The 22885-nt window shown below is 68.6% G+C and carries 20 protein-coding genes; 10 read left to right on the top strand and 10 right to left on the bottom strand.

Going from position 1 to position 22885, the window contains the following annotated elements:
* The first annotated feature begins 34 nt into the window (after nt 1-34).
* Nucleotides 35-1456: a M20 family metallopeptidase gene (locus MKK54_RS14755; protein ID WP_244011951.1), complete on the top strand. Its 1422-nt coding sequence runs from the start codon at nt 35-37 to the stop codon at nt 1454-1456.
* A 2-nt stretch (nt 1457-1458) separates the two neighbouring features.
* The gene (locus MKK54_RS14750; RefSeq protein WP_244011950.1) at nt 1459-3069 is read left to right on the top strand and encodes an ABC transporter ATP-binding protein; all 1611 of its coding nucleotides are present in this window, start codon (nt 1459-1461) and stop codon (nt 3067-3069) included.
* Between the two features lie 127 nt (nt 3070-3196).
* On the opposite strand, the gene MKK54_RS14745 is transcribed toward MKK54_RS14750, so the two are convergent.
* Nucleotides 3197-3835: a L,D-transpeptidase gene (locus MKK54_RS14745; protein WP_244011949.1), complete on the bottom strand. Its 639-nt coding sequence runs from the start codon at nt 3833-3835 to the stop codon at nt 3197-3199.
* Nucleotides 3836-4050: 215 nt separating this feature from the next.
* Between MKK54_RS14745 and MKK54_RS14740 the strand changes: the two genes are divergently transcribed.
* The 3 genes from MKK54_RS14740 (at nt 4051) to MKK54_RS14730 (ending at nt 6406) form a co-directional block, all read left to right on the top strand.
* Nucleotides 4051-4980, top strand: a complete 930-nt coding sequence (locus tag MKK54_RS14740; protein WP_244011947.1) for a histone deacetylase family protein — start codon at nt 4051-4053, stop codon at nt 4978-4980.
* Nucleotides 4981-5061: 81 nt separating this feature from the next.
* Complete coding sequence (gene map / locus MKK54_RS14735) at nt 5062-5814, top strand: type I methionyl aminopeptidase (protein ID WP_244011944.1); 753 nt, start codon at nt 5062-5064, stop codon at nt 5812-5814.
* Nucleotides 5815-6112: 298 nt separating this feature from the next.
* Nucleotides 6113-6406: a DUF1330 domain-containing protein gene (locus tag MKK54_RS14730; protein WP_244011943.1), complete on the top strand. Its 294-nt coding sequence runs from the start codon at nt 6113-6115 to the stop codon at nt 6404-6406.
* Nucleotides 6407-6656: 250 nt separating this feature from the next.
* Here the strand turns inward: MKK54_RS14730 and rpsD are convergent, their stop codons facing one another.
* Together rpsD and murI are read right to left on the bottom strand one after the other, a co-directional pair.
* Nucleotides 6657-7274: a 30S ribosomal protein S4 gene (gene rpsD, locus MKK54_RS14725; protein ID WP_056189104.1), complete on the bottom strand. Its 618-nt coding sequence runs from the start codon at nt 7272-7274 to the stop codon at nt 6657-6659.
* A 482-nt stretch (nt 7275-7756) separates the two neighbouring features.
* A complete protein-coding gene (murI, locus tag MKK54_RS14720) occupies nt 7757-8632 on the bottom strand; it encodes a glutamate racemase (RefSeq protein WP_244011941.1) in 876 nt (291 codons plus the stop codon).
* Nucleotides 8633-8828: 196 nt separating this feature from the next.
* On the opposite strand from murI, the gene egtB reads away from it, so the two are divergent.
* A complete protein-coding gene (gene egtB / locus MKK54_RS14715) occupies nt 8829-10100 on the top strand; it encodes an ergothioneine biosynthesis protein EgtB (RefSeq protein ID WP_244011939.1) in 1272 nt (423 codons plus the stop codon).
* A 37-nt stretch (nt 10101-10137) separates the two neighbouring features.
* A complete protein-coding gene (gene egtD, locus MKK54_RS14710; protein WP_244011936.1) occupies nt 10138-11109 on the top strand; it encodes an L-histidine N(alpha)-methyltransferase in 972 nt (323 codons plus the stop codon).
* A gap of 200 nt (nt 11110-11309) precedes the next feature.
* On the opposite strand, the gene MKK54_RS14705 is transcribed toward egtD, so the two are convergent.
* The 4 genes from MKK54_RS14705 to MKK54_RS14690 all read right to left on the bottom strand — a co-directional run bounded on the left by MKK54_RS14705 (nt 11310) and on the right by MKK54_RS14690 (nt 15442).
* Complete coding sequence (locus MKK54_RS14705; RefSeq protein ID WP_244011934.1) at nt 11310-11573, bottom strand: hypothetical protein; 264 nt, start codon at nt 11571-11573, stop codon at nt 11310-11312.
* A gap of 203 nt (nt 11574-11776) precedes the next feature.
* A complete protein-coding gene (gene clpA, locus MKK54_RS14700) occupies nt 11777-14251 on the bottom strand; it encodes an ATP-dependent Clp protease ATP-binding subunit ClpA (protein WP_244011932.1) in 2475 nt (824 codons plus the stop codon).
* 23 nt (nt 14252-14274) lie between these two features.
* Nucleotides 14275-14703, bottom strand: a complete 429-nt coding sequence (gene clpS / locus MKK54_RS14695) for an ATP-dependent Clp protease adapter ClpS (protein WP_244011931.1) — start codon at nt 14701-14703, stop codon at nt 14275-14277.
* Between the two features lie 298 nt (nt 14704-15001).
* Entirely contained in the window at nt 15002-15442 is a 441-nt protein-coding gene (locus tag MKK54_RS14690) for a phasin family protein (protein ID WP_244011929.1), read from the bottom strand.
* Between the two features lie 309 nt (nt 15443-15751).
* Here MKK54_RS14690 and MKK54_RS14685 point away from each other — a divergent pair, with 309 nt between their 5' ends.
* The gene (locus MKK54_RS14685) at nt 15752-17236 is read left to right on the top strand and encodes a serine hydrolase (RefSeq protein ID WP_244011927.1); all 1485 of its coding nucleotides are present in this window, start codon (nt 15752-15754) and stop codon (nt 17234-17236) included.
* A 100-nt stretch (nt 17237-17336) separates the two neighbouring features.
* On the opposite strand, the gene MKK54_RS14680 is transcribed toward MKK54_RS14685, so the two are convergent.
* From MKK54_RS14680 to MKK54_RS24765, 3 genes are all read right to left on the bottom strand, one after another.
* Nucleotides 17337-18014 carry a J domain-containing protein gene (locus MKK54_RS14680; protein WP_244011925.1) on the bottom strand — a complete coding sequence of 226 codons (678 nt, stop codon included), beginning with the start codon at nt 18012-18014 and terminating at the stop codon, nt 17337-17339.
* Nucleotides 18011-18265 carry a hypothetical protein gene (locus MKK54_RS14675; protein WP_244011923.1) on the bottom strand — a complete coding sequence of 85 codons (255 nt, stop codon included), beginning with the start codon at nt 18263-18265 and terminating at the stop codon, nt 18011-18013. Before MKK54_RS14675 ends, MKK54_RS14680 begins: the two co-directional genes overlap by 4 nt.
* A 664-nt stretch (nt 18266-18929) precedes the next feature.
* Nucleotides 18930-19277, bottom strand: a complete 348-nt coding sequence (locus MKK54_RS24765; RefSeq protein ID WP_409564190.1) for a PilZ domain-containing protein — start codon at nt 19275-19277, stop codon at nt 18930-18932.
* Between the two features lie 246 nt (nt 19278-19523).
* Between MKK54_RS24765 and MKK54_RS14665 the strand changes: the two genes are divergently transcribed.
* Together MKK54_RS14665 and MKK54_RS14660 are read left to right on the top strand one after the other, a co-directional pair.
* Nucleotides 19524-21941 (top strand): ATP-binding protein, encoded by a 2418-nt coding sequence (locus tag MKK54_RS14665; RefSeq protein WP_244011921.1) that lies wholly within the window; start codon nt 19524-19526, stop codon nt 21939-21941.
* Nucleotides 21942-21957: 16 nt separating this feature from the next.
* The gene (locus MKK54_RS14660) at nt 21958-22635 is read left to right on the top strand and encodes a LuxR C-terminal-related transcriptional regulator (RefSeq protein ID WP_244011919.1); all 678 of its coding nucleotides are present in this window, start codon (nt 21958-21960) and stop codon (nt 22633-22635) included.
* Nucleotides 22636-22885 lie beyond the last annotated feature (250 nt).

Genomic DNA, 22885 nt, shown 5'->3' with positions numbered 1-22885 from the left:
CGAGACCCGCGAGCCTTCCAGCACCCGAGGATCCATGTCCCGACACGATGCCATCGCGCGTGCCACGCGCCATTACGACGACGGCGGCTTCCTCGCCGCCCTGCAGGATGCCGTCGCCCGCCCCACCGAGAGCCAGGCCAGCGGTCAGGTCCCGGCCCTGCGCGCCTACCTCGCCGACTATCTCGCCCCCGCGATCGCGCCCTTGGGCTTCACGAGCCGCATCCTCGACAATCCGGACGGTGTGCACGGCCCTTTTCTCATCGCCGACCGGCACGAGGGCGACAGGCTGCCCACCGTGCTCATCTACGGCCACGGAGACACCGTGCGCGGATATCCGGAGCAGTGGCGCGACGGCCTCGATCCCTGGCGGATCGTGATCGAGGGCGAGCGCTGGTACGGGCGCGGCACCGCCGACAACAAGGGTCAGCACATCCTCAACCTCGGCGCCCTGCAGGCGGTGATCGCGGCGCGCAACGGGCGGCTCGGCTTCAACACCAAGCTCCTCATCGAGATGGGCGAGGAATCCGGCTCGCCGGGCCTGCGCGACCTCTGCCGCGCGGAAGCCGAGGCCCTGGCCGCCGATGTCCTCATCGCCTCGGACGGTCCGCGCGTGAGCGCCGAGCGCCCGACCGTCTTCCTCGGCTCGCGCGGCGGCTTCACCTTCGAACTCGACCTCGATCTGCGCGAGGGCAGCCATCATTCCGGCAACTGGGGCGGCCTGCTGCGCAATCCCGGCACGGTCCTGGCCAATGCCATCGCCACCCTGGTCGACGGGCGCGGCACGATTCTGCTCGATGCCCTGCGCCCGCCGCCGATCCCCGAGGGCGTGCGCGCGGCCCTGCGCGACATCACCGTCGGCAGCGACCCGAGCGCGCCGAGGATCGACGCGGATTGGGGCGAGCCCGGCCTGTCCGCCGCCGAGCGCGTCTTCGGCTGGAACACCCTCGAAGTCCTGGCCTTCAAGACCGGCGACCCCGACGGCCCCCTCAACGCCGTGCCCTCCAAGGCGAAGGCGACGCTGCAACTGCGCTTCGTCGTCGGGACCGATTGGGAGGGTATCCTGCCGGCGGTGCGCGCGCATCTCGATGCCCACGGCTTGCCCATGGTGGAGGTCCGGGCCGCCCGCACCGAGGTGTTCCGCGCCACCCGGCTTCCCGTCGAAGACCCCTGGGTCGGCTGGGCGCTCGCCTCCATCGCCGAGAGCACGGGCAAGCGCCCGGCGCTGCTGCCCAATCTCGGCGGCTCCCTGCCCAACGACGCCTTCTCGGAAATCCTCGGCCTGCCGACCCTGTGGGTGCCGCATTCCTACCCGGCCTGCCTCCAGCACGGGCCGGACGAGCACCTCCTCGGTCCGATGTCGCGCGAGGCCCTGGCCCTCATGGCCGGATTGTTCTGGGACCTCGGCGAGACCGGACCGGCCATCCTGGCGACACGCAACGCGCAGCGGGAGACCTGACCATGAGCGAGCCCGTCATCCGGATCCGGAACCTCACGCTCGCGCTGCCGAAGGGCGCCGACCGTCCGAACGCCGTCGAGGACCTCTCCCTCGACCTGATGCCGGGCAAGATCCTCTGCGTGGTCGGCGAATCGGGCTCGGGCAAGTCCATGAGCGCCTACGCGCTCACCGGTCTGCTGCCCCGGGCCCTGACGCCGACCGGCGGCCAGATCCTGTTCGAGGGCCAGGATCTCCTGACCCTGGACGAGCGCGGCTGGCGGGCTCTGCGCGGCCGGCGCATCGCCATGGTGTTCCAGGAGCCGATGACGGCCCTCAACCCAGTGATGCGCATCGGCGACCAGATCGCCGAGATGTTCGAGGCGCACGGCCTCTTCACCCCGGCCGAGCGCCGCGCCCGCGCCGTCGCGCTGGCCACCGAGGTCGGGCTGCCCGATCCGGCCCAGATCGTGAGGGCCTATCCCCACCAGCTCTCCGGCGGGCAGCGCCAGCGCGCGATGATCGCCATGGCGCTCGCCCTCGAACCCTCGATCCTCGTCGCCGATGAGCCCACCACGGCTTTGGACGTCACCACCCAGGCGCAGATCCTCGAACTGATCCGGGACCTTCAGCGCCGCCGCGGCATGAGCGTCCTGTTCATCACCCACGATTTCGGGGTGGTCGCGGACATCGCGGACCATGTGGCCGTGATCCAGCGCGGCAGGCTCGTGGAACAGGGCTCGGCGCAGGCCGTCCTCGGGCGCCCGCAGCACCCCTACACCCAGGCGCTCCTCGCGGCGGTACCGAGCCTCGTGCCCCCGCCCCGGGTCTCGCGGGCGACGGAGCCGCTCGCTTTGTCCGCCATCGGCATGACCAAGACCTACACGACGCGTGGCGGGCTGTTCGGCAAGCCCAGGGTGGTGAACGCCGTCCAGGAGGTCAGCTTCGACGTGAGGCGTGGCGAAACCCTCGGATTGGTCGGCGAGTCCGGCTCCGGCAAGTCGACGACGGCCCGTCTCGCCATCCGCCTCATCGAACCGGACCGAGGCACGGTGCGCCTCGGGTCCCTCGACTACACGGCGCTGGGAACACGCGCCCTGCGCGCGGAGCGCCACCGCATCCAGATGATCTTCCAGGACCCGTTCTCGTCCCTGAACCCGCGCCGGACCGTCGAGCAGATCATCACCGCCGGGCCGATCGCGCACGGCACGCCGGCCCGCGTGGCGCGGGCGCGGGCCCACGAACTCCTCGACCTCGTCGGTCTCTCGGCCAGCGCCGCCGCGCGTTATCCCAACGCCTTCTCGGGCGGCCAGCGCCAGCGCATCGGCATCGCCCGGGCCCTCGCCATGGAGCCGGACGTGATCGTGGCCGACGAGGCCGTCTCCGCCCTCGACGTGTCCGTCCAGGCACAGGTGCTCGACCTTCTCGAAGACCTGAAGCAGCGCCTGAACCTCGCGATGCTGTTCATCACGCACGATCTGCGCGTCGCCGCGAAGATCTGCGACCGGATCGCGGTGATGCATCGCGGGGCCATCGTGGAGATGCAGCCGGCCGCCGAGCTGTTTCGGAAACCGGAACATGCCTACACGCGCACGCTGCTGTCGGCGGTGCCGGGGATGCAGGCCGTGCAAACATGAGACTGAATCGGCGCGGCGCATTTACCGCGATGCGGTCATGCGGGGAGCTTGAAGGCACCTGCTGAAGTCACTTGGCTTGCCTTCAACGGCTACCTCGCGGCCGACGAACCGTCCGGTCTCGCAGGCCTCAGCGCACCACCACCTTCGCGCCGATCGGCACGCGGTCGTAGAGGTCCATCACGTCGGCGTTGAGCATGCGGATGCAGCCGGACGAGACCGCCTGCCCGATCTTCTCGGGCTCGTTGGTGCCGTGGATGCGGAACAGCGTGTCCTTCTTGCCCTCGGCAAGGTAGAGCGCCCGCGCGCCGATCGGGCTCGTGGGGCCGCCCTCCAGGCGCTTGGGCAGGTCGGGCCGGCGGGCCAGCATCTCCGGCGGCGGGTTCCAGTCCGGCCACTCGCCCTTGCGGTCCACCTCCGCGGTGCCGGCCCAGGCCATGCCCGCATGGCCGACCGCCACGGGGTAGCGCACGGCCTTGCCGTCCGGCAGCACGTAGTAGAGCCGGCGCTCCTTGGTCACCACGATGACGGTGCCGGGCGCTTCCCGGGTCGGGTAGTCGATGATGGTGCGGGCGATCTTCGGATCGACCGGCGCGTCCGGCGCGAGCTTCATCCAGGCCTTGTCGCGGGCTTCGCCGGTCAGCGGCGCGGGCGTCGCGGCCGCCACCTGGACCGGTGCCGGCGCGTTCGCCAGACCCGTCGTCCGGGTGTTGCAGGCACCGAGCGGCAACAGGGCGCCGAGCAGCAGGAGGGTGGCGGGAGCGCGCATGGGTCGGGCCTGTCGCGATGCGCGGCACATCGCGGGAACGGGGTTGGTCGGTGTCGCGGCGATAGCGGCTTGGTGAATCGGGTCTTGACGGGCAAGGCCTTGCGCAACCTAAGCCGAGCGCGCATCCCAGCGTAGTGCCGCGCGCCAAGACGTGGCACATTTGCATCGCCTGTGGCCGATGAGCGACAGGAGGGATTGCGACCGGAGGGACGTTCGTGACGACGCTGTACGTGAGCCATCCCTCGGCCCTGGATCACGCCATGCCCGAGGGGCACCCCGAGCGGGCGGACCGGATTCGCGCCGTGGAGCGGGCCCTGGAGGACGAGCGCTTCGCCGGCCTCGTGCGCGGCCTCGCCCCGAAGGCCGGGCCGGAGGTGCCGACCCTGGTCCACCCGGTGCCCTACGTGCAGGCGATGATCGAGGCGGCGCCCGCGGACGGCTACGTGCAGATCGACGGCGACACGCTGCTCTCGCCGGGCACGATGGAGGCGGCCCTGCGCGGGGTCGGCGGCGCCGTGCACGCCGTCGACGCGGTGATGGGCGGCGAGTGCGCCAACGCCTTCGTGGCCATGCGCCCGCCGGGCCACCACGCCGAGCGCATGACCGCGATGGGGTTCTGCGTCTTCAACAACGCCGCGATCGCGGCCCGCCACGCCCGCGAGCGTCACGGCGCCGAGCGCGTGGCGATCGTCGACTGGGACGTCCACCACGGCAACGGCACGCAGGACATCTTCTGGGACGACCGATCCGTGATGTACGCCTCGACCCACGAGATGCCGCTGTTTCCCGGCACCGGGGCCGCCGGCGAGCGCGGCAACCACGACACCATCGTCAACGTGCCGCTGCGGGCGGGCGACGACGGCGCGATCTTTCGCGAGGCGTTCGAGGCCGGCATCCTGCGCCGCCTCGAGGCCTTCGCGCCCGACCTCGTCATCATCTCGGCCGGCTTCGACGCGCACCACCTCGACCCCCTGGGCAATGTCCGGCTCACCGAGGCGGATTTCGGCTGGGCGACGCGCCGGCTGATGGCGGTCGCCGACCGCCACGCGGGTGGCCGCGTCGTCTCGGTGCTGGAGGGCGGCTACAGCCTGAAGGGCCTGGGGCTCTCCGTCTCCGCCCACGTGGACGCCCTGATGGGGCGGTGAGCGCCCACACCTCGGACGAATGTCCCGAACGGGGCGGAGCCGCCTGGGAGCCTCAGCGCCCCTCGTGCGAAAGGAGAACCCATGACGGTGTCGAGCGACGACGAACTGGCGGCGCTCAGGCGGATCGGGCGCATCGTCGCCGACACGCTGGAGGCGATGGGCCGGACGATCGAGCCCGGCATAACCACGCGGGAGCTCGACCGGGTCGGACGGTCTTTCCTGGAGGCGGCCGGCGCGCGCCCGGCGCCCGAGATGGTCTACGGTTTTCCCGGCGCGACCTGCATCAGCGTCAACGAGGAGATCGCGCACGGCATCCCGGGCGACCGCCGGATCGCGCCGGGCGACCTCGTCAACATCGACGTCTCCGCGGAGAAGGACGGCTATTTTTCCGACACCGGGGCCTCGTTCGCGGTGCCGCCCGTGACCCGCGCAGTCGAGCGGCTCTGCCGGGACGGGCGCCGGGCGATGTGGGCGGGCCTGCGCCAGATCGGCACCGACAAGCCGCTGGCCGAGATCGGACGGGCCGTCGGCGCCTTCGCGCGGAAGAACGGCTACACGCTGGTGCGCAACCTCGCCAGCCACGGCGTCGGCCTGTCGCTGCACGAGGAGCCGACCGAGATCGCGACCTGGCCCGACGCCTCCGAGCGCCGGATCATGACGGAAGGCCTGGTCTTCACCGTCGAGCCCTTCCTGTCCCTGGGGGCCGAATTCGCCGAGGACGGCGACGATCCCTGGACCCTCTACAGCCGGCCGAAGGCCCTCACGGTCCAGTACGAGCACACCGTCGTCGCCACCCGCAGCGGGCCGCTCGTCCTCACCATGCCGAGCCAGTAGGGCGTGGGCGCTCGGCGATCGTTGATGTTCGTCATCGAGCGCGAAGCGGCCCATGCCGACCCAAGCGGGCAAGCCCCGGGCCTGAACGGTCGGGCGCCGGTCACCGGGTCGATGACGCGCCGCATGGAAGGCCGTCGTTCATGGCGGCGACAGGCCCGCGCGTGAGGTCCCGACCCATGGCGGGCATCCCGCATGTCCGCTTGCCGACGAACGGGCTTGGCCGCAAAGGATCCGGAACCGGCCGACAGCGGATCGGCCGTTTCACGAACGACGCTTCACCACCGATGAGGAGGAACGGATGCCGAGCGGCTATTGGATCGCGCGCATCACCGTGACGGACCCGGAGCGGTACGGCGCCTATGCGCGCGCGCTTCCCGAGGTGATCGCGCGTTTCGGCGGGCGGATTCTCGTGGCCGGTGGCCGTCTGGAGGCCGTCGAAGGCGATGTGAAACCGCGCAACGTGGTGATCGCCTTCGAGGACTACGAAACGGCCCGCGCCTGTTGGCACGCGCCGGAATACGCCGACGTGGCGCGATTGCGTCTGGGCGCGGCGGAGGTCGATGTCGTGATCGTCGAAGGTGTCGGCCCATGACGGATGGTCTCCGATGATCGCCGTTCGAACGGCGTGGTCGGAGGCTGAACGCCGGGTTCCGCCCAGAGCTCAATCGCCCGCATGCCACCCATCCCGAACGCTCGGATCGGAGGTCGGGCGTCGGGTTTCCTGCGTGAATCAGGAATCACCTGCCCTCGCCTGAGGGCTCGCATCCACCGCGACGCCGGCAACGAGAAAGGGCCACCCTCGCGGGCGGCCCTTGCCTGTCTTCGGCGATGATCCGGAAGGATCAGCGCGAGTAGAACTCGATGACCAGGTTCGGTTCCATCTGGACCGGGTAGGGAACCTCGCCGAGGTTCGGCACGCGGGTGACGCGGGCCGTCATCTTGGAGTGATCCACCTCGATGTAGTCCGGCACGTCGCGCTCGGGGAGCTGCGCGGCCACGACGACGATCTCGAGCTGCTTCGAGGAATCCTTGACCTCGATCAGGTCGCCCGGCTTCACGAGGTAGCTGGCGATGTTGACGCGCTGACCGTTGACCTTGACGTGGCCGTGGTTGACGAACTGACGCGCCGCGAACGGGGTCGGCACGAACTTGGCGCGGTACACCACGGCGTCGAGGCGACGCTCGAGCAGGCCGATCAGGTTCTCGCCGGAATCGCCGCGCAGGCGGATCGCCTCGGCGTAGTAGCGGCGGAACTGCTTCTCGGTGATGTTGGCGTAGTAGCCCTTGAGCTTCTGCTTGGCGCGCAGCTGCGTGCCGAAGTCGGACATCTTGCCCTTGCGGCGCTGGCCGTGCTGGCCGGGGCCGTACTCGCGGCGATTGACGGGGCTCTTCGGGCGGCCCCAGATGTTCTGGCCCATGCGGCGATCGAGCTTGTGCTTCGCCTGAATGCGTTTTGACATCGCGGTTCCTCTCGCAATGGAGATCTATCGAGGAACGCGCCCTCCTCTCTACGCGCCCGGGCCGAAGCCGGGAGCGAAGCGACAGGACGGACATGGCCGCCCACGGGTGCGCTTGAAAATGCAGCGGGGCCCCTCATCGGAGCCCCGTCGCTGGCGCCTCGTTAGAGCAGCGATGCGCGCCCGTCAATGCCGAGCCGGCTCGGCGCTTCTCGCGGGGCGGATCGGGGCCGGGCCTGGGCGCCCGGTACGTCAGGGTCGGGTGCAGGGCACGCGGGTGACGCAGCTTGGAGGAGCGGCCCTCGTCGCGCATGCGCCGGTCCGCTTCTCCCGAGGACGGCAGCCCCGCCTCTGCCCGCGTCCGGTGCACCACCGAGGCCGCGTCGCACCACCGGGCGAGGCGCGGCATGGCGATGCGGTGATGACAGGCATCGATCCCATCCTCGGCGCGCCGATGGGCCGGCGCGGAACCGGCCTCCTGCCGCCTATTGCAGGCCGAGCGGCATCGCCTCCACCGCGACGCCGGTGATGCCGCGCGCGGCCAGGGAGCGGCGCAGCGGATGCGTCAGCCCCGACCCGCCGGTGAAGGCGCCGCGCACCGGAGACAGGTCGCGGGCGTCGCGGTCCACGGGCCCGAGCAGCTGGGTCACCCGCCGGGCGATGGCCGGCGCCGGGTCGATCCAGGTCACCGGCCAGGGGGCGAGTGCCCGGAAGCGGGCGAGCAGCAGGGGGTAGTGCGTGCAGGCGAGGCAGACCACGTCGGTGCGCCGGCCGTCCTCCAGGGTCACGAAGCAGGGAGCGATCTCGGCGGCGAGGGCCGCGTCGTCGACGGGGCTGCCGGCCAGTTCGGCCTCCGCGAAGCCCGCGAGGTTCGGAGCGCCCACCAGGGTCACCGCGCAGGCGCCCGCATAGGTTTCGATGAGGTCGTGCGTGTAGGCGCGCGCCACGGTGCCGGGCGTCGCCAGCAGGCTGATCACCCGCGAGCGCGTGGCCTCCGCCGCCGGCTTGATCGGCGGCACGACGCCGACGAAGGGCGTGGCGAAGCGCTGGCGCAGGGCCGGCAGTACGAGGGTGGAGGCGGTGTTGCAGGCCACCACCACGAGGTCGGGTGCGTGCAGGCCGATGAGGCGCTCCATCACGCAGAGTACCCGCGCCACCAGCACCGGCTCCGAGAGGAGTCCGTAGGGGAACGCCGCATCGTCGGCGGCGTAGACGTAGGCCGCGTCCGGCCGCGCCCGGCGGACCTGCTCCAGCACCGTGAGCCCGCCGAGGCCGGAATCGAAGACCAGGATCGTGGGGTTCGGCGCCACGCCCCGTGCCACGGCGCCCGTGGTCGCTCCTGCCATGAGATCGATCCGCATCCCGAGTCTCGGTCCGACTGTCTCGCGTCAAAGGGCGAGTGTCGGCCGGCGACGGTTAAGGGGATGTCACCGTGGCCGGAAAAAGGCGACGGATCGGGGATGGGCGCCGGCGCGACGATGGGACCGGACGATCCTCCGTTGCCGAATGCGCGCGCGGCCATATCTCGGGATGTGGATGGATCAGGGAGTGGCCGCCATGGCAGCGACGGCAGCGTTTCGCGAGACCCGTGACGAGGTGACGGACCGGGCCGCCTTCCCGCCGCCGACCCTTTCGGCCCGCCCGGTGGACCGAGCGGCCTGGATCGCCGCCTTCCGTCACGTCCGCGACGAGACCGAGCGGCGGGCCGCTCCTCTTTCGCCCGAGGACCAGCAGGTCCAGTCGATGGCGGATGCCAGCCCGACGAAGTGGCACCGCGCGCACACGACGTGGTTCTTCGAGCAGTTCCTGCTGCGCGAGCATCTGCCGGGCTTTCGCGTCTACGACGAGCGGCTGCACTATCTCTTCAACTCGTACTACGTCGCCGCCGGCCCGCGTCAGCCGCGCATCATGCGCGGGCTCATCACCCGGCCCACGGCCGACGAGGTGGCCGGCTACCGCGCCCACGTGGACCGCGCCGTCGTCGCGCTCCTGAGCGAGACCTCGGCCGGAGCGCTCGACGCCGTGCTGCCGGTGCTGGAGATCGGCCTCTACCACGAGCAGCAGCACCAGGAGTTGCTGATCACCGACATCCTGCACGCCTTCGCGCAGAACCCCCTCGGGCCGGCCTACGACGCCGCATGGCGCTTCCCTCAGCCCCAGGGCATGGCGGGGTCGGCCGAACTCCCGCGCGGCATCGCGCAGATCGGTCACGCGGGCGAGGGCTTCTCGTTCGATAACGAATCGCCGCGCCACGACGTGCTGATCCAGGCCGGCCGCATCGATCGCGCGCTGGTGACGAACGCCCAATGGCTCGCCTTCATGGCCGATGGCGGCTACGCGCGGCCCGAACTCTGGCTCTCGGACGGCTGGATCGCCGCCCAGGCCGAGGGCTGGGACGCGCCCGGCTACTGGCGCCGCGAGGGCGACGGTTGGGCGACCATGACGCTCGCGGGATTCCGCCCCGTCGATCCGGCGCTTCCCGTCACGCATATCAGCTACTACGAGGCCGACGCCTATGCGCGTTGGGCCGGGCGCGACCTGCCCACCGAGTTCGAGTGGGAGGTGGCCGCCCGCGCGGACGCGCTTTCCGACGCGTTCGGCCTCGTCTGGCAATGGACCCGCAGCGCCTACACGGCCTATCCGGGCTACCGCCCGGTGGACGGGGCCCTGGGCGAGTACAACGGCAAGTTCATGTCGAACCAGTTCGTGCTGCGCGGCTCCTCCGTGGCGACGCCGCAGGGCCATGCGCGGGTGGGCTACCGCAACTTCTTCTATCCGCATCAGCGCTGGCAGTTCACGGGCCTGCGCCTGTCCGACACCCACGTCTGATCCTGTTCCAGACCCGTCGCGTATCCGGAGACGTCCCTTGACCATCAATCCCGTCTTCACGGACGCAACGCCCATCGCCGCACCCGATGCCGGGCGGCAATTCCTGGACGATGCCCTCGCGGGCCTGACCGCGCCGCGAAAATTCCTCTCGGCGAAGTACTTCTACGACAAGGCGGGCTCCGACCTCTTCGAGGCCATCACCCGCCAGCCCGAATACTATCCGACCCGGACGGAACTCGGCATCCTCGACGTCCAGGGCGCCTCCATCGCGGCCGCCCTGCCGGCGCGGGCCAACCTCGTCGAATTCGGCAGCGGCTCGACTGCCAAGGTGCGGCGCCTCATGGCGCATCGGCCGGATCTCGCCGGCTACGTGCCGGTGGACGTCTCGGCGGATTTCCTGCGCAGCGAGGCCGAGGCGCTGGGGCGGGACTTCCCCCACCTCTCCATCACCCCGGTGGCCGCCGACTTCACCCGCGCCTTCACCCTCCCCGAGGGGCTCGCCGGCCCGGTGGCGGGCTTCTTCCCGGGCTCGACCATCGGCAATTTCGAGCCGCCGCAGGCCGCCCGCCTGCTCGCGCATTTCGGCCGGGTGCTGGGGCCGGAGGCCACCCTGATCATCGGTGTCGATCTGGTGAAGGACCGGGCCGTGCTCGATGCCGCCTACGACGATGCCGCGGGCGTGACGGCGGCCTTCAACCGCAACCTGCTCGTGCGCCTGTCCCACGAACTCGGAGCCGAGATCGACATCGACGCCTTCGCGCATCGGGCCTTCTTCGACGTGGAGGCCTCGCGCATCGAGATGCATCTCGTCAGCCTGAAGGCTCAGACACTCCGCCTCGCCAACCGCCGGATCGCCTTCGCGGAAGGCGAGACGATCCACACCGAGAACAGCTACAAATACACGGTCGAGGGGTTTCGCGATCTGGCGCGAGAGGCCGGCTGGATCGCGGGCGAGGTCTGGACCGACCCCGACCTTCTGTTCTCGATCCACGCGCTCACGCGGAATTGATCGCTCTCCCGCTCGATCGCCTCGGTGTCATACACATCGCCGTCATCCCGGGGCCGCGCAGCGGAGCCTGGGATGCGGAAACGCCAGGGATGCGAGGTTCGTCGCTGCCGGCGGGTTTGGATTCCGGGCTTGCCCGAGGCGACCCGGAACGATGACTCGGGGCGGAGATCGAACGCATCGACCGGACGCCGTCTGCGTTTTCAGTTCCGCTTCTCCATCATGGCCTTGACCTGCATCAACTGGTCCCAGAGCTGGCCCGGGGACGTGCCGAGGAAGTCGAGGCCGGCTGTGACGCCCCAGTAGATCCCGACCACGATCACCGGAACCACGATCCAGCCCAGGATCTCCTCGCCCCGGCGGCGACGCCTGCGGCGCAGCTGACGCTCTTCCCGCCGCGTCAGCTTCGGCGGCATCGGTTGCGCGGTGGAAACGGGCGTGAGGGGGCCCTCGTGCAAGTCGTTCATCGGGACGCCCCTCCTCGGTCGATCGCTGCGCTGGGGAGGCGTTCCCGGTCGGTCTGTCTCAGTGCCCGCTCTCCGTCGTCGCGCTTGCTAACCATCCGGTCGCCCCGTGTCGACCGCCGGACACGGATTTCGGGAGCCGTCGAGGTGCGGCGAGTGGCGACCGGCCTCCCCGATGCGTTCGGGAAGGCCGGTTCGCCCGCGCCTCAGGCCTTGACCAGCGGCACCTTCGGGACGGTGCGGACACCGCCGGAGCCGCCGCTCGGGCCGCCCTTGTCGTCACGCTTATCGCTCGGCTTGCGCGTGGCGACCTTGGCCCGGGTGCGCTTGTGCTTCTTGGCCGCGTTGGTGACATCCTTCTCGGGCTTCGGCGTGACGGGGCCCGCCGGGAACTCGAAGGCCAGACCGTCCTTCTCGCCGGCCTCGGGCTTGCGCAGCACCACCCGGACGGCACCGCCGTCCTTGAGCCGGCCGAACAGAACCTCGTCGGCCAGCGGCGTCTTGATCGTCGACTGGATCAGGCGGGCCATCGGGCGCGCACCCATGGCGTCGTCGTAGCCATTCTCGGTCAGCCAGTCGCGCGCCTCGTCGGCGAGCTCGATGGTGACGTTGCGGTCGGCGAGTTGCGCCTCGAGCTGGAGCACGAACTTGTCCACCACCTTCGCCACCACGTCCTTCGGCAGGTGGCCGAACGAGATGATCGCGTCGAGACGGTTGCGGAATTCCGGCGCGAACAGCTTGTTGATCGCCTCCACGTCGTCGCCCGTGCGCTTCGACTGGGTGAAGCCGTAGGCCGACTTCGCCAGGTCGGAGGCGCCCGCATTCGTGGTCATGATGATGATCACGTTGCGGAAATCGACCTGCTTGCCGTTGTGGTCGGTCAGCTTGCCGTGGTCCATGACCTGCAACAGGATGTTGAACAGATCCGGATGCGCCTTCTCGATCTCGTCGAGCAGCAGCACGCAGTGCGGGTGCTGGTCGATGCCGTCGGTGAGCAGGCCGCCCTGATCGAAGCCCACATAGCCGGGGGGCGCGCCGATGAGGCGGCTGACCGTGTGCCGCTCCATGTACTCGGACATGTCGAAGCGCAGCATCTCGACGCCGAGGGACGCGGCGAGCTGCTTGGCGGCCTCGGTCTTGCCGACGCCGGTCGGACCCGCGAACAGGTAGGAACCGATCGGCTTGTCCGGATCGCGCAAGCCCGCGCGCGCCAGCTTGATGGCCGAGGTCAGCGCCTCGATGGCGTTCGGCTGGCCATAGACCACGCGCTTCAGGTTCTCGGTCAGGTTCTTGAGCACGACCGCGTCGTCCTTCGACACGGTCTTGGGCGGGATGCGCGCCATCGTGGCGATGGTGGCCTCGATCTCCTTGACGCCGATGGTGCGCTTGCGGCGCGCCTCGGGCACCAGCATCTGCGAGGCGCCGGTCTCGTCGATGACGTCGATGGCCTTGTCGGGCAGCTTGCGGTCGTTGATGTAGCGCGCCGAGAGCTCGACCGCCGCCTTCACCGCGTCGGTGGTGTATTTGAGCTTGTGGAACTCCTCGAAATACGGCTTCAGGCCCTTCACGATCTCGATCGCGTCGGGGATCGACGGCTCGTTGACGTCGATCTTCTGGAACCGGCGCACCAGGGCGCGGTCCTTCTCGAAGTACTGGCGGTACTCCTTGTAGGTGGTCGAGCCGATGCAGCGTAGGCTACCGTTGGCCAGCGCCGGCTTCAGAAGGTTCGAGGCGTCCATGGCGCCGCCGGAGGTGGCGCCGGCGCCGATCACCGTGTGGATCTCGTCGATGAAGAGCACCGCGTTCGGGTGCGCCTCGATCTCCTTCATCACCTGCTTCAGGCGCTCCTCGAAGTCGCCGCGATAGCGGGTTCCGGCGAGCAGCGTTCCCATGTCGAGGGAGAACACGGTCGCGTCGATGAGGACCTCGGGGACCTCCTTGTTAATGATCTTGCGCGCGAGTCCTTCCGCGATCGCGGTCTTGCCGACGCCGGGCTCGCCGACGAGGAGCGGGTTGTTCTTCTGCCGGCGGCAGAGGATCTGGATCGTGCGCTGGACCTCGGCCTCGCGCCCGATCAGCGGGTCGATCCGGCCGTCGCGGGCCTTCTTGTTGAGGTTGACGCAATAGGCCTCGAGGGCATCGCCCTTCTTCTTGGCGCGGCCCTCGCCCTCTTCGCCGCTCGGCCGCTCGGCCGCCGGCTCGTCCTCGGCGCCGCGCACGGGCTTGGCCTCGGAGGCCCCGGGCCGCTTGGCGATGCCGTGGCTGATGTAGTTGACCGCGTCGTAGCGGGTCATGTCCTGCTCCTGCAGGAAGTAGGCGGCGTGGCTTTCGCGCTCGGCGAAGATCGCCACCAGCACGTTGGCACCCGTCACCTCCTCGCGGCCGGAGGATTGCACGTGGATCACCGCGCGCTGGATCACCCGTTGGAAGCCCGCCGTGGGCTTGGCGTCCTGGCGCCCGTCTCCGATGAGGTTCGACAATTCGGTGTCGACGTACTCCACGAGGCTGCGCTTGAGGGTGTCCACCTCGACGTTGCAGGCGCGCATGACCGCGGCCGCGTCCTGGTCGTCGACGAGGGCGAGCAGGAGATGCTCCAGCGTCGCGTATTCGTGCCGGCGCTCGCCGGCGAGCGCCAGGGCGCGGTGGAGAGCTTGTTCTAGGCTGCGAGAGAAGCTGGGCAAAGCGTGGCCTCTGTGTGGGATGCCTATTTCTTTTCCATAACGCACTGGAGAGGATGTTGGTGTTTGCGGGCGAAGTCCATGACCTGCGTCACCTTGGTCTCCGCGACCTCGTAGGTGAACACCCCGCACTCGCCGACACCGTTGTGGTGCACGTGCATCATGATCTGGTACGCGTCTTCCTGCGACTTGTTGAAGAACTTCTCGACCACGTGCACGACGAACTCCATCGGCGTGTAGTCGTCGTTCAGCAACAGAACCCGGTAGAGGCTCGGTCGCTTGGTCTTCGGCTTGGTCCGCGTGATGATCGCCGTGCCCGAGCGGCCGTCGTCGTTGCCTCCCGGCTCGCGGGGGTCGTCGGCCGCGCGTACGGGCGTGGCGCGGCGGGTTCCAGAAATCGTCTCGGGGCCGTTCGCGCACGGCGATTCGCTGCCCCGTGGCAGGACGTCGGTCATCTGAATCGCATCGACCCCTTGGTGCGGCATGCTGCTCGTGAAGCTGCGGGTCCGCGGGTCGCGCCGGCGAGGCGCGCTCGCATCGAGAGCAATCTATAGAGCGATCGGCCGGTTCGCCAGTCGGCTGCGCGCACTTGTCCGAGGCGGCGCCGGCCGGCCGTCGCTCCACCCGTCGCTCCACCCTTGGCGAAGCTGGGCTTTCGGGCGAAAAAAAGCCCCGCGCGAGGTCTCGCGCGGGGCCGGATCGGAATCGTTCGGCGTGGGCGGCGGAGGGTTGGTCCTCGCCGCAGCCCGGTGTTCAGGCGGCCTGCTTCGAGCCCGAAACGGCCGGGAAGCCGGGGACCTTGGGGAAGTTGGCGGGGTCGAAGAAGGCCTTCACGTCGAAGAAAGCCTTGGGGTCGAAGAAAGCCTTGGGGTCGAACGAGGCGCCGCCGGCCACCGGGGCGCCGATGTCCTGGGCGAGGCCCTGGTAGAGCTCGGTCATCACCTTGGCGTGGCCCTGCAGGCGCTCGTAGGAGGCCTTGAGGTAGGCGCCCTGGATTTCCATGGCGGCCTGGGGGCTACGCGCGGTGGCCAGCTTCTTCATCGTCTCGGCGCCAGCGGCGTAGGATTCCTTGGCGAAATCGGCGATCTCGATCCCGGCGGTCTGGTTGGCCTTCGAGAGCGAGGAGACGCCCTTCATCACCTTGGACAGGCCGGTCTTGTTGAGCTCGGCGGCCTTCTCGAACATCTGGGTCATCTGGCGATCCTTATCGAAGCCCATGCGGGCCGTCCCTGACTTGTCGGGCGCATGCCCGCAGGGCCCCCTCAGGACCCGTGGCTCAGATGTGTGCAATGCAGCATCAAACGTCAAGCGTTATATTGCAACGCAATATGAGGCATCCGATCGGAAAATTGGCGCGCTGCCATTAACCGGGCCGTAACTGCGTCGACCTAGCCTGATTGACAGATGTTGCGGGGTCACGGCGGCACGTTCCGCGATCCGCGCCCAGTTGTTGCAGTGCAAGCCGGCTCCCCGGAGCCGTGCATGTCGAGGCAGTGAGTCGTGATGCGTAGCCCTTCTCCCCGCGCCGGTCGGGTGCCTGCGTTGTCGGCCGCCATCGCGGCGGCGGCCGTTCTCACGGCGCTCGCCTCCCCTGCGGAGGCGCGACGCGGCCACCATCATCGCGGCGGTGGCGGCGGGGGATACAACCCGCCCTACGCCGCCATGGTGGTGGACGTGAAGACGGGCAAGACGCTGCACGCGATCAACGAGGATTCGCTGCGCCACCCGGCCTCCATCACCAAGGTGATGACCCTCTACATGCTGTTCGAGCAGCTGGAGCGCGGCCGCTTCACCCTGGAATCGCCGCTCAGCATCTCGGCCCATGCCGCCGCCCAGGCGCCCTCGAAGCTCGGCCTGCGCCCGGGCTCGACCATCGAGGTCGAGGACGCGATCAAGGCCATCGTGACGAAGTCCGCCAACGACGTCGCCTGTGCCATCGGTGAGAACATCGCCGGCTCGGAGCCGCGCTTCGCCGAGATGATGACCCAGAAGGCCAAGGCCCTGGGCATGACGCGGACCAACTACGCCAACGCCTCCGGTCTGCCGGATGCCGACCAGATCACCACGGCACGCGACCTCACGGTGCTCGCCCGCGCGATCCAGGACCGCTTCCCGCGCTACTACAAGTACTTCCAGACCCGCTCCTTCGCCTTCCGGGGCCGGGTGATCGGTAACCACAACCGGCTCCTCGGCAACGTCCAGGGCGTCGACGGCATCAAGACCGGCTACACCCGCGACTCCGGCTTCAACCTGATGACGGCGGCCCGGCTCGACGACCGCCAGATCGTCGCGATCGTGCTCGGCGGCAAGTCGGGCGCCAGCCGCGACCGCATCATGGCCGACCTCGTGCGCCAGTCCCTGCCGCGCGCCTATGCGGGTGCGCGCCAGGCCCCCCCGGCGGTCGAGGTCGCCGAGCGCGCCCGGCCGGCCGTGGTGGCCGACGGCGCCTCGCGCACCCGCACGCAGGTCGCCTCGGCGGACGACGACGACATCGAGACCACCGCCTCGACCGTCCGGGGCGGTCAGCCCCTCGACATCAGCCCGAACCGCACCACCACGACGCCCGGTAGCGCCGGCATGAAGTGGCGTACGAGCGCCCTGCCGGCCTCCGCTCAGGCCTATGCGCCCTCCGGCGGTCAGACGGCCTTCCCGGCCGGGGGGAAGAGCGACGCCCGCCTCGCCTCCGTCGACGGCCCCCGCACCGAGGCGCCGAAGCCCGTGGCCGGTGCCCGGATCACCCCGACGGCTTGGGTGATTCAGCTCGGCGCCATGGACGACGAGGACAAGGCGAAGTCGATGCTCGCCGATGCCCGCAGCCGCGCCGGCGGTGCGCTCTCCAAGGCCGCGCCCTACACGGTCAAGGTCGAGCATGGCGGCGCGACCCTGTTCCGGGCCCGCTTCTCGGGCTTCGCCCAGCAGGACACGGCGCAGGACGCCTGCAACGCTCTGAAGCGCAGCGGCTTCAGCTGCTTCGCCACCCGCAGCTGACCGCCTTCGTCCAGCGCTTCTGATTTTATGCTTCGCCCGACGTGTTTCGCCGGGCGGGCGACGACGACTGCCCATCCCGTCTGGCAACGCGCGTGGAGTATCAGCGATGTCGGTTGTAAAGCCTGTCCCGGGCCGCGTTGACGCGGGCCGCCTGCTCGGCCGTGCCCCCCTGGTCGGGGTGCAGCCGCTTCATCAGCGTCCGATGAGCCGCGCGGACCTGCTCCAGGGACGCCCCGCGCTCAAGCCCCAGGATCTCATAGGCCTGCTGCTCCGTCATCGCCCCTGGATACGCCGGGCGGCGCGCCCGCGCGTCGGCATCAGCCTCAGCGTCTACACGCCAGCCGGGATGCCGGCCGTCCAGATACGCCTCTAGGCGCCGGTTCGTCTCCGCCTCCCGCCCGAACAGGGCGAGGAGGCCGGAAAGTGGGATCGTCGCGAGCGACCGACCCGCATGGGGGCCGACGAGGGCGACCCCCTCCCCCTCCGCGTCGAAGCGGATGGTCGCGCCGATGAGCCGGCGCGGATCGTAGCGCGCGGCGAGCCCCCGCGCCCGCCGCGTCAGCCCGTGCTTCCCTTCCAGCAGCCAGACGGCTCCGGCCCCGAGCAGGAGCGCGATCTCGATGCGGCCCCGCACGAGAAGCAGGCCCGCCGCCGCCAGGGCGACATAGCCCCCGACCTGCCGGACGAGGCGCGCGGAGAGCGCGGGATAGCGTCGCAGGGCGTCCCGCCCGAACCACCACATCAGGAGAAGCGCCAGCGCTCCGGCGAGAAACGTCATCGGCGGAGGCCGGATTCGACGCTCACCCGGCCGCCGACCCGGATCTGCACGCCGTCGATCTCACGGACCCCGCGCGCGTCCCGCGCGGCGCGCGGCGGCCCGCCGTTCCCGCACCCGGCCCGCGCCGGCAGCCGCACGCCCTCGGGCGCGGTGTCGGGGCAGAGGCTCGGTGCCACCACCCGCTCGGCGGCATCCGCATGAAAGGTGCCGAGGCAGAGAAGGACGGCCATGACGAGACGGTGCGGAACCATGCGCTGCTTTCGCGGATCGATCCCCCGGCTTTAGCGGTGCGCGCGTCGCCTGACGAGGGCGCCGCGCGCGAAGCCATCGCGAGCGCTCGTGCGGGGCCGGCTCGATCAACCCTACCAGGCTGCTGAAGAAGTCGCTGTCAGGCCTGACCCGGAGACGATCCTGTCGGGCGACCCCTTCTCCCTCGACGGCACGTCGATCGAGGCCTGGGCGCGCATGACGCGCTTCCGGCTGAAAGACGGCCCGGGCGAACCGCCGGGGCGGGCCGCAAAGGCGAGCGCGATTTGCGCAACGAGACACGCTCGAACGCGGCCGATGCCTCGACCATCGATCCGGATGCCCGGTTCTTTCGTGGCCGTCGCCTACAACCTCGTGCGCCTGCCCAGGCTTCTGGCCGAGGCGCGTCCCGCGGACCCGCCAAAGCCGCCGGGTCGAGCCGCTTCAGGATGGGCAATCTCCCACACGGCAGCGACAGTCATCCAAACCGAACGGGACGCCAGACTTTCTCGGCGGCCTGCTAAAGGTACGTCGAGATATGACTGGTTATAAATCGATCAAATTTTTTATTTGTTTCAAAACCGAAATTTCTAATCAAAATTGCGCGCAGGATGTTTTTCGCGATCTAATCTATAAGATTAGAATGTAGATATATGGCAATAATTTGTATTATTCTTTAGTCCAGATGCGAGTTATGTTGATGAGTCGCTCGACAGCGTGTCTGTAAGTCGATGCCGACAGTTCTACTTTAACATGAATTCCGATTTTGCTTACGCAGACCACTCTAGCTTCGATCTTACCAAGGGCTGCGGATTCTATGTGAATGATCTGCTGCTCTGCATCGCACAATGCATCGATCGGAGCCAGCAGCATCCCGCCATCGCTCAAATCCAAAACTTCGGTCCGATACAGCCTGTCAGCGTGAAGAACCCGTGCGGAGACGGTTACGGGCAGCCGTCTATGTTGGCGTCGATCTTCCGACTGCGAGTGCGCAAAAAAGTGGGAGGCGGAATCCATGGCAGCGATGAGGTTCCGGGGCTGTCATTAAGCGCCTGGAAGGGGTCCCATCTCGTAGTTAATAAAACCTTAAGAGTTTTATGTTCTTAAAAGAATAGACGTTTATAGGATTTTTAAATATACATTGGCAGTCCAGGCTTTGGCTCGATTTATTGATGCAAATGTATTCGGTCAGTAGATCGATTAAATTCCGATGATTTATGTAAAAGTGCGCCACGGATAAATTTCTGGAAAAGGGCTTCTCAAGTGTCGACGTTTTCCAAATCTCTCGAAGAGACGCGTCGACGTGGGGAAAATCCGAACGGCATCGGCATACAAGAAACCCGTGAGCTCTGCCGCCTGATCACCGATTCGCTTCCAGAACTCGTCTGGGTAGAAAGCGCCAATACAGAAAAGGTGATCTACGCCAATGAGGCATTCTACGTATATTTTGGAGACGACATCGCTGGTCGCGGCGGTTCGTTGGCTCGGTGTCATCGGGACGACGAGGAACTGGTTCAGGATGCCCTCCGCGTGGGACGCGCAGGAGGTAACACCTGTGAGGCGCGGCTGCGAAGCGGCGACGGGCGGGACCTCTGGCATCAATTGACGTTCAAGCCACTCGTCACGGACGGCGAACTGGTCGGTCGCCTCGTCTCGGCTCTCGACATCGAAAGCATGATCCGGAACCGTCGCGAGCTCGAAGAGATGAGCGCACTGCTTCGATTGTCTCAAGAAGCTGCCGGCGCGGGCCTATTCGATGTGAGGTTCGAGAGCCAGGAAATGGTTCTCGCTCCCGTCAGTGCGGGCCTGCACGGTCTGGCCGGCGACCGGCCCGCAATCATCGATATAAAAGATTGGATGCGTCGGATCCATCCGGCGGATCGAGCACCGACGTTGCGAACCGTCCGTGCTGCGGTCGAGCGGGCTTCGACGTTCGATGTCGAATTCCGCGTCCGCCTTGCCAATGGTGACCTGCGTTGGCTTCAAGCCATCGGCAGACCTTGCCACGACGAGAGCGGAGCGCCACGCAACATAACCGGATTGAATCTCGACATCTCCGCCCGGAAGGAGGCCGAAACCGCGCTGGTCGAGGCCAAGCGCGAGGCGGAAGCGGCACGCTTATCCGCCGAACGAGCCAATGCCGCCAAGACCGAATTTCTGTCTGCCATGAGCCACGAACTCCGTACGCCGCTCAACGCAGTGATCGGCTTTGCCGGGCTGCTCGCCGGTTCGGAACGACTCGACGGCGACCTCCAGCGCTATGCAAACCTTGTGCGCGCGTCTGGCGCGAACCTGCTGGGCATCGTCAACGACATCCTAGACTTAGCATCGGTCGAGGCCGGCACCATCACCCTCGATCTCAAGCCCTTCGCGCTGCAACCGCTGGTCGACGGTTGTCTGACCATCGTCGGTGCGTCGGCCTCCGACAAGCGCCTCGATGTGGTGACCCTGATCGATTCCAGCATCCCGGTGCACCTCGTCGGCGACGAGTCCAGGCTGCAGCAAGTGCTCCTCAACCTCTTGAACAATGCGGTGAAGTTCACGCCGCGCGGCAGCATCACGCTCAGCTTGCGCCACGAGGGCCGCACACCGTGGGGCGAACGCATCCATGTCAGCGTCGCCGACACCGGCATCGGCATTCCCGACGATCATCAGCAGAGATTGTTCGAGCGCTTCTACCAGGTCGACAACTCGATCCGGCGGGATGTCGGCGGCACCGGCCTCGGCCTCGCGATCAGCAAGCGTCTCGTCGAGCGCATGGGCGGAGAGATCGGGGTGAACTCGGTGGCCGGGCACGGCTCGACCTTCTGGTTCAGGCTCACCCTGCCGCGCGCGGACGCGCCGGCCGAGACGGCCGCACACCCCGCCTGCGTGGCACCCGCCAGGCCCGCCAAAATCCTGCTCGTGGAGGATATCGACATCAACCGCGAACTGGCCGGCGTCATGCTGCGGGCCGCCGGACATACCGTCGACATCGCCGAGAACGGCTTCGCCGCCGTCCGGGCGGTCGAGGCGAGCGCCTACGACATCGTGCTGATGGACATCCAGATGCCGGGCATGGACGGGTTGATGGCGACCCGCCTGATCCGCTGCCTGCCCGGTGCGGGAGCTCGCGTTCCGATCATCGCGATGACCGCGAACGTCCTGCCGGCCCAGGTCACGGCGTTTCGCGAGGCCGGGCTCGACGATCATCTTGGCAAGCCGTTCTCGAGGGCCGATCTCCACGCGATGGTCGCCCGCTGGTTGCCCGATGCGCCGCCGCGGCCCGTGCCGGAGCCGAGCCCCGCCGCGGCACCCGCGCTGACGATCGACCGCGAATCCTACGAGGCCAACCTCGGGTTGCTGCCGCCGCAGAGCGTGGTGCGGCTCCTGACGCATCTCGGCAAGCTCCTGACGCAGAGCTTCCTTGCATCGCCCGAAACACGCCAGATGCGTGAGGACCTGCGGCGCGAGGCTCACGCGCTCGCTGCCGCCGCCGGTCTCATCGGCTTCTCGCGGCTGAGCACGGCCTGTGCCGCGCTCGACGGATACGGCGAGCGGCGGATCGCGGACGAGGGGCGAGCCGGCTTCGACGCGGCCCTGGCTCGCATCAGGACCCTCTGCGCGGCCGCGTCCTTCGAGACGCGGCGCCTCATCGCCGACCTGGAGGCGCCGAGCGCGGGGTTGGGAGCGGGCCGATGAGGGGCCATGCGCTGCGATGACGAACAGGTCCCCGATCCCCGAAACATGTGGCCATGGGCCGATCGCGGTCGTCGCCGATGACGACGAGTTCTTCCGCATGGCCGTCGCCGCGCTGCTCACGCGCCATCTCGGCTTCGAACGGGTCGTCGAGACGGGCTCGCTCGACGAAGCGCTCGCCGCGCTGGCCGAGTTGCCCGATGCGGCGCTCGCGCTGTTCGATCTGCGCATGCCCGGCATGGCCGGCGCCGCCTCGCTCAGCGCCGTGCGCGAGTGCTTTCCCTCCGTCAAGACCGCCATCGTCTCGAGCTCAACCGACCGCAACGACATCCTCACCGCGCTGGCGGCGGGCGGCCACGGTTACGTCCCCAAGACGTTCGGCGCGGCCGAACTCGTGAGGGCGTTGGGCTCCATCCTGGCCGGCAGCATCTTCGTGCCGGCCTTCCTGGCCGACGGGCCGCTACCCGCGAGGGCGCCGGCGCCAGGGGGCGAGGGCTCCGGAATCTCGCTGACGCGGCGCCAGCGCGAGGTGCTGGAACTCATCGTCGAGGGGCGCTCCAACAAGGAGATCGCCCGCAGCCTGGAACTCGGCGAGGGCACCGTGAAAGTGCACGTCGCGGCCCTGCTGCGCGCCCTCGGCGTCGCCAACCGCGCCATGGCCGCCGCCGCCGGCGCGCGCGTCCTGCAAAGGGACTAAGAGTGCCTCACAAAACTCCCGACCACCGTCGGTCCTCACTCTGGGCACGGCGGCGCAGCGGGAGTTTTGTGAGAGACACTTAGATCGCCCGGCCTAGGCCGTTTTAACTCCTTGATACGGCCTCCGGTAGATTAGGTCGGACAGCTGACGAGACGGAGCGCGGGTCCCCTCTCCTGGAAGGAGAGGGACAGGGTGAGGTGCGTGACCTCTCCGGAGATGGACTACACCTCACCCCAACCCTCTCCTTCCA

This window comes from Methylobacterium sp. J-068, from assembly GCF_022829445.1.
Taxonomy (GTDB): domain Bacteria; phylum Pseudomonadota; class Alphaproteobacteria; order Rhizobiales; family Beijerinckiaceae; genus Methylobacterium.
This window is presented reverse-complemented; position numbering and strand designations above follow the sequence as displayed.

Bases quoted from the DNA above. Each gene is read 5' to 3' on its own strand.
- MKK54_RS14755 (WP_244011951.1), top strand. From the start codon at position 35: ATGTCCCGACACGATGCCATCGCGCGTGCCACGCGCCATTACGACGAC.
- MKK54_RS14750 (WP_244011950.1), top strand. From the start codon at position 1,459: ATGAGCGAGCCCGTCATCCGGATCCGGAACCTCACGCTCGCGCTGCCG.
- MKK54_RS14745 (WP_244011949.1), bottom strand. From the start codon at position 3,835: ATGCGCGCTCCCGCCACCCTCCTGCTGCTCGGCGCCCTGTTGCCGCTC.
- map (WP_244011944.1), top strand. From the start codon at position 5,062: ATGACGGTGTCGAGCGACGACGAACTGGCGGCGCTCAGGCGGATCGGG.
- MKK54_RS14730 (WP_244011943.1), top strand. From the start codon at position 6,113: ATGCCGAGCGGCTATTGGATCGCGCGCATCACCGTGACGGACCCGGAG.
- rpsD (WP_056189104.1), bottom strand. From the start codon at position 7,274: ATGTCAAAACGCATTCAGGCGAAGCACAAGCTCGATCGCCGCATGGGC.
- murI (WP_244011941.1), bottom strand. From the start codon at position 8,632: ATGCGGATCGATCTCATGGCAGGAGCGACCACGGGCGCCGTGGCACGG.
- egtB (WP_244011939.1), top strand. From the start codon at position 8,829: ATGGCAGCGACGGCAGCGTTTCGCGAGACCCGTGACGAGGTGACGGAC.
- MKK54_RS14705 (WP_244011934.1), bottom strand. From the start codon at position 11,573: ATGAACGACTTGCACGAGGGCCCCCTCACGCCCGTTTCCACCGCGCAA.
- clpS (WP_244011931.1), bottom strand. From the start codon at position 14,703: ATGACCGACGTCCTGCCACGGGGCAGCGAATCGCCGTGCGCGAACGGC.
- MKK54_RS14690 (WP_244011929.1), bottom strand. From the start codon at position 15,442: ATGACCCAGATGTTCGAGAAGGCCGCCGAGCTCAACAAGACCGGCCTG.
- MKK54_RS14685 (WP_244011927.1), top strand. From the start codon at position 15,752: ATGCGTAGCCCTTCTCCCCGCGCCGGTCGGGTGCCTGCGTTGTCGGCC.
- MKK54_RS14680 (WP_244011925.1), bottom strand. From the start codon at position 18,014: ATGACGTTTCTCGCCGGAGCGCTGGCGCTTCTCCTGATGTGGTGGTTC.
- MKK54_RS14675 (WP_244011923.1), bottom strand. From the start codon at position 18,265: ATGGTTCCGCACCGTCTCGTCATGGCCGTCCTTCTCTGCCTCGGCACC.
- MKK54_RS24765 (WP_409564190.1), bottom strand. From the start codon at position 19,277: ATGGATTCCGCCTCCCACTTTTTTGCGCACTCGCAGTCGGAAGATCGA.
- MKK54_RS14660 (WP_244011919.1), top strand. From the start codon at position 21,958: ATGACGAACAGGTCCCCGATCCCCGAAACATGTGGCCATGGGCCGATC.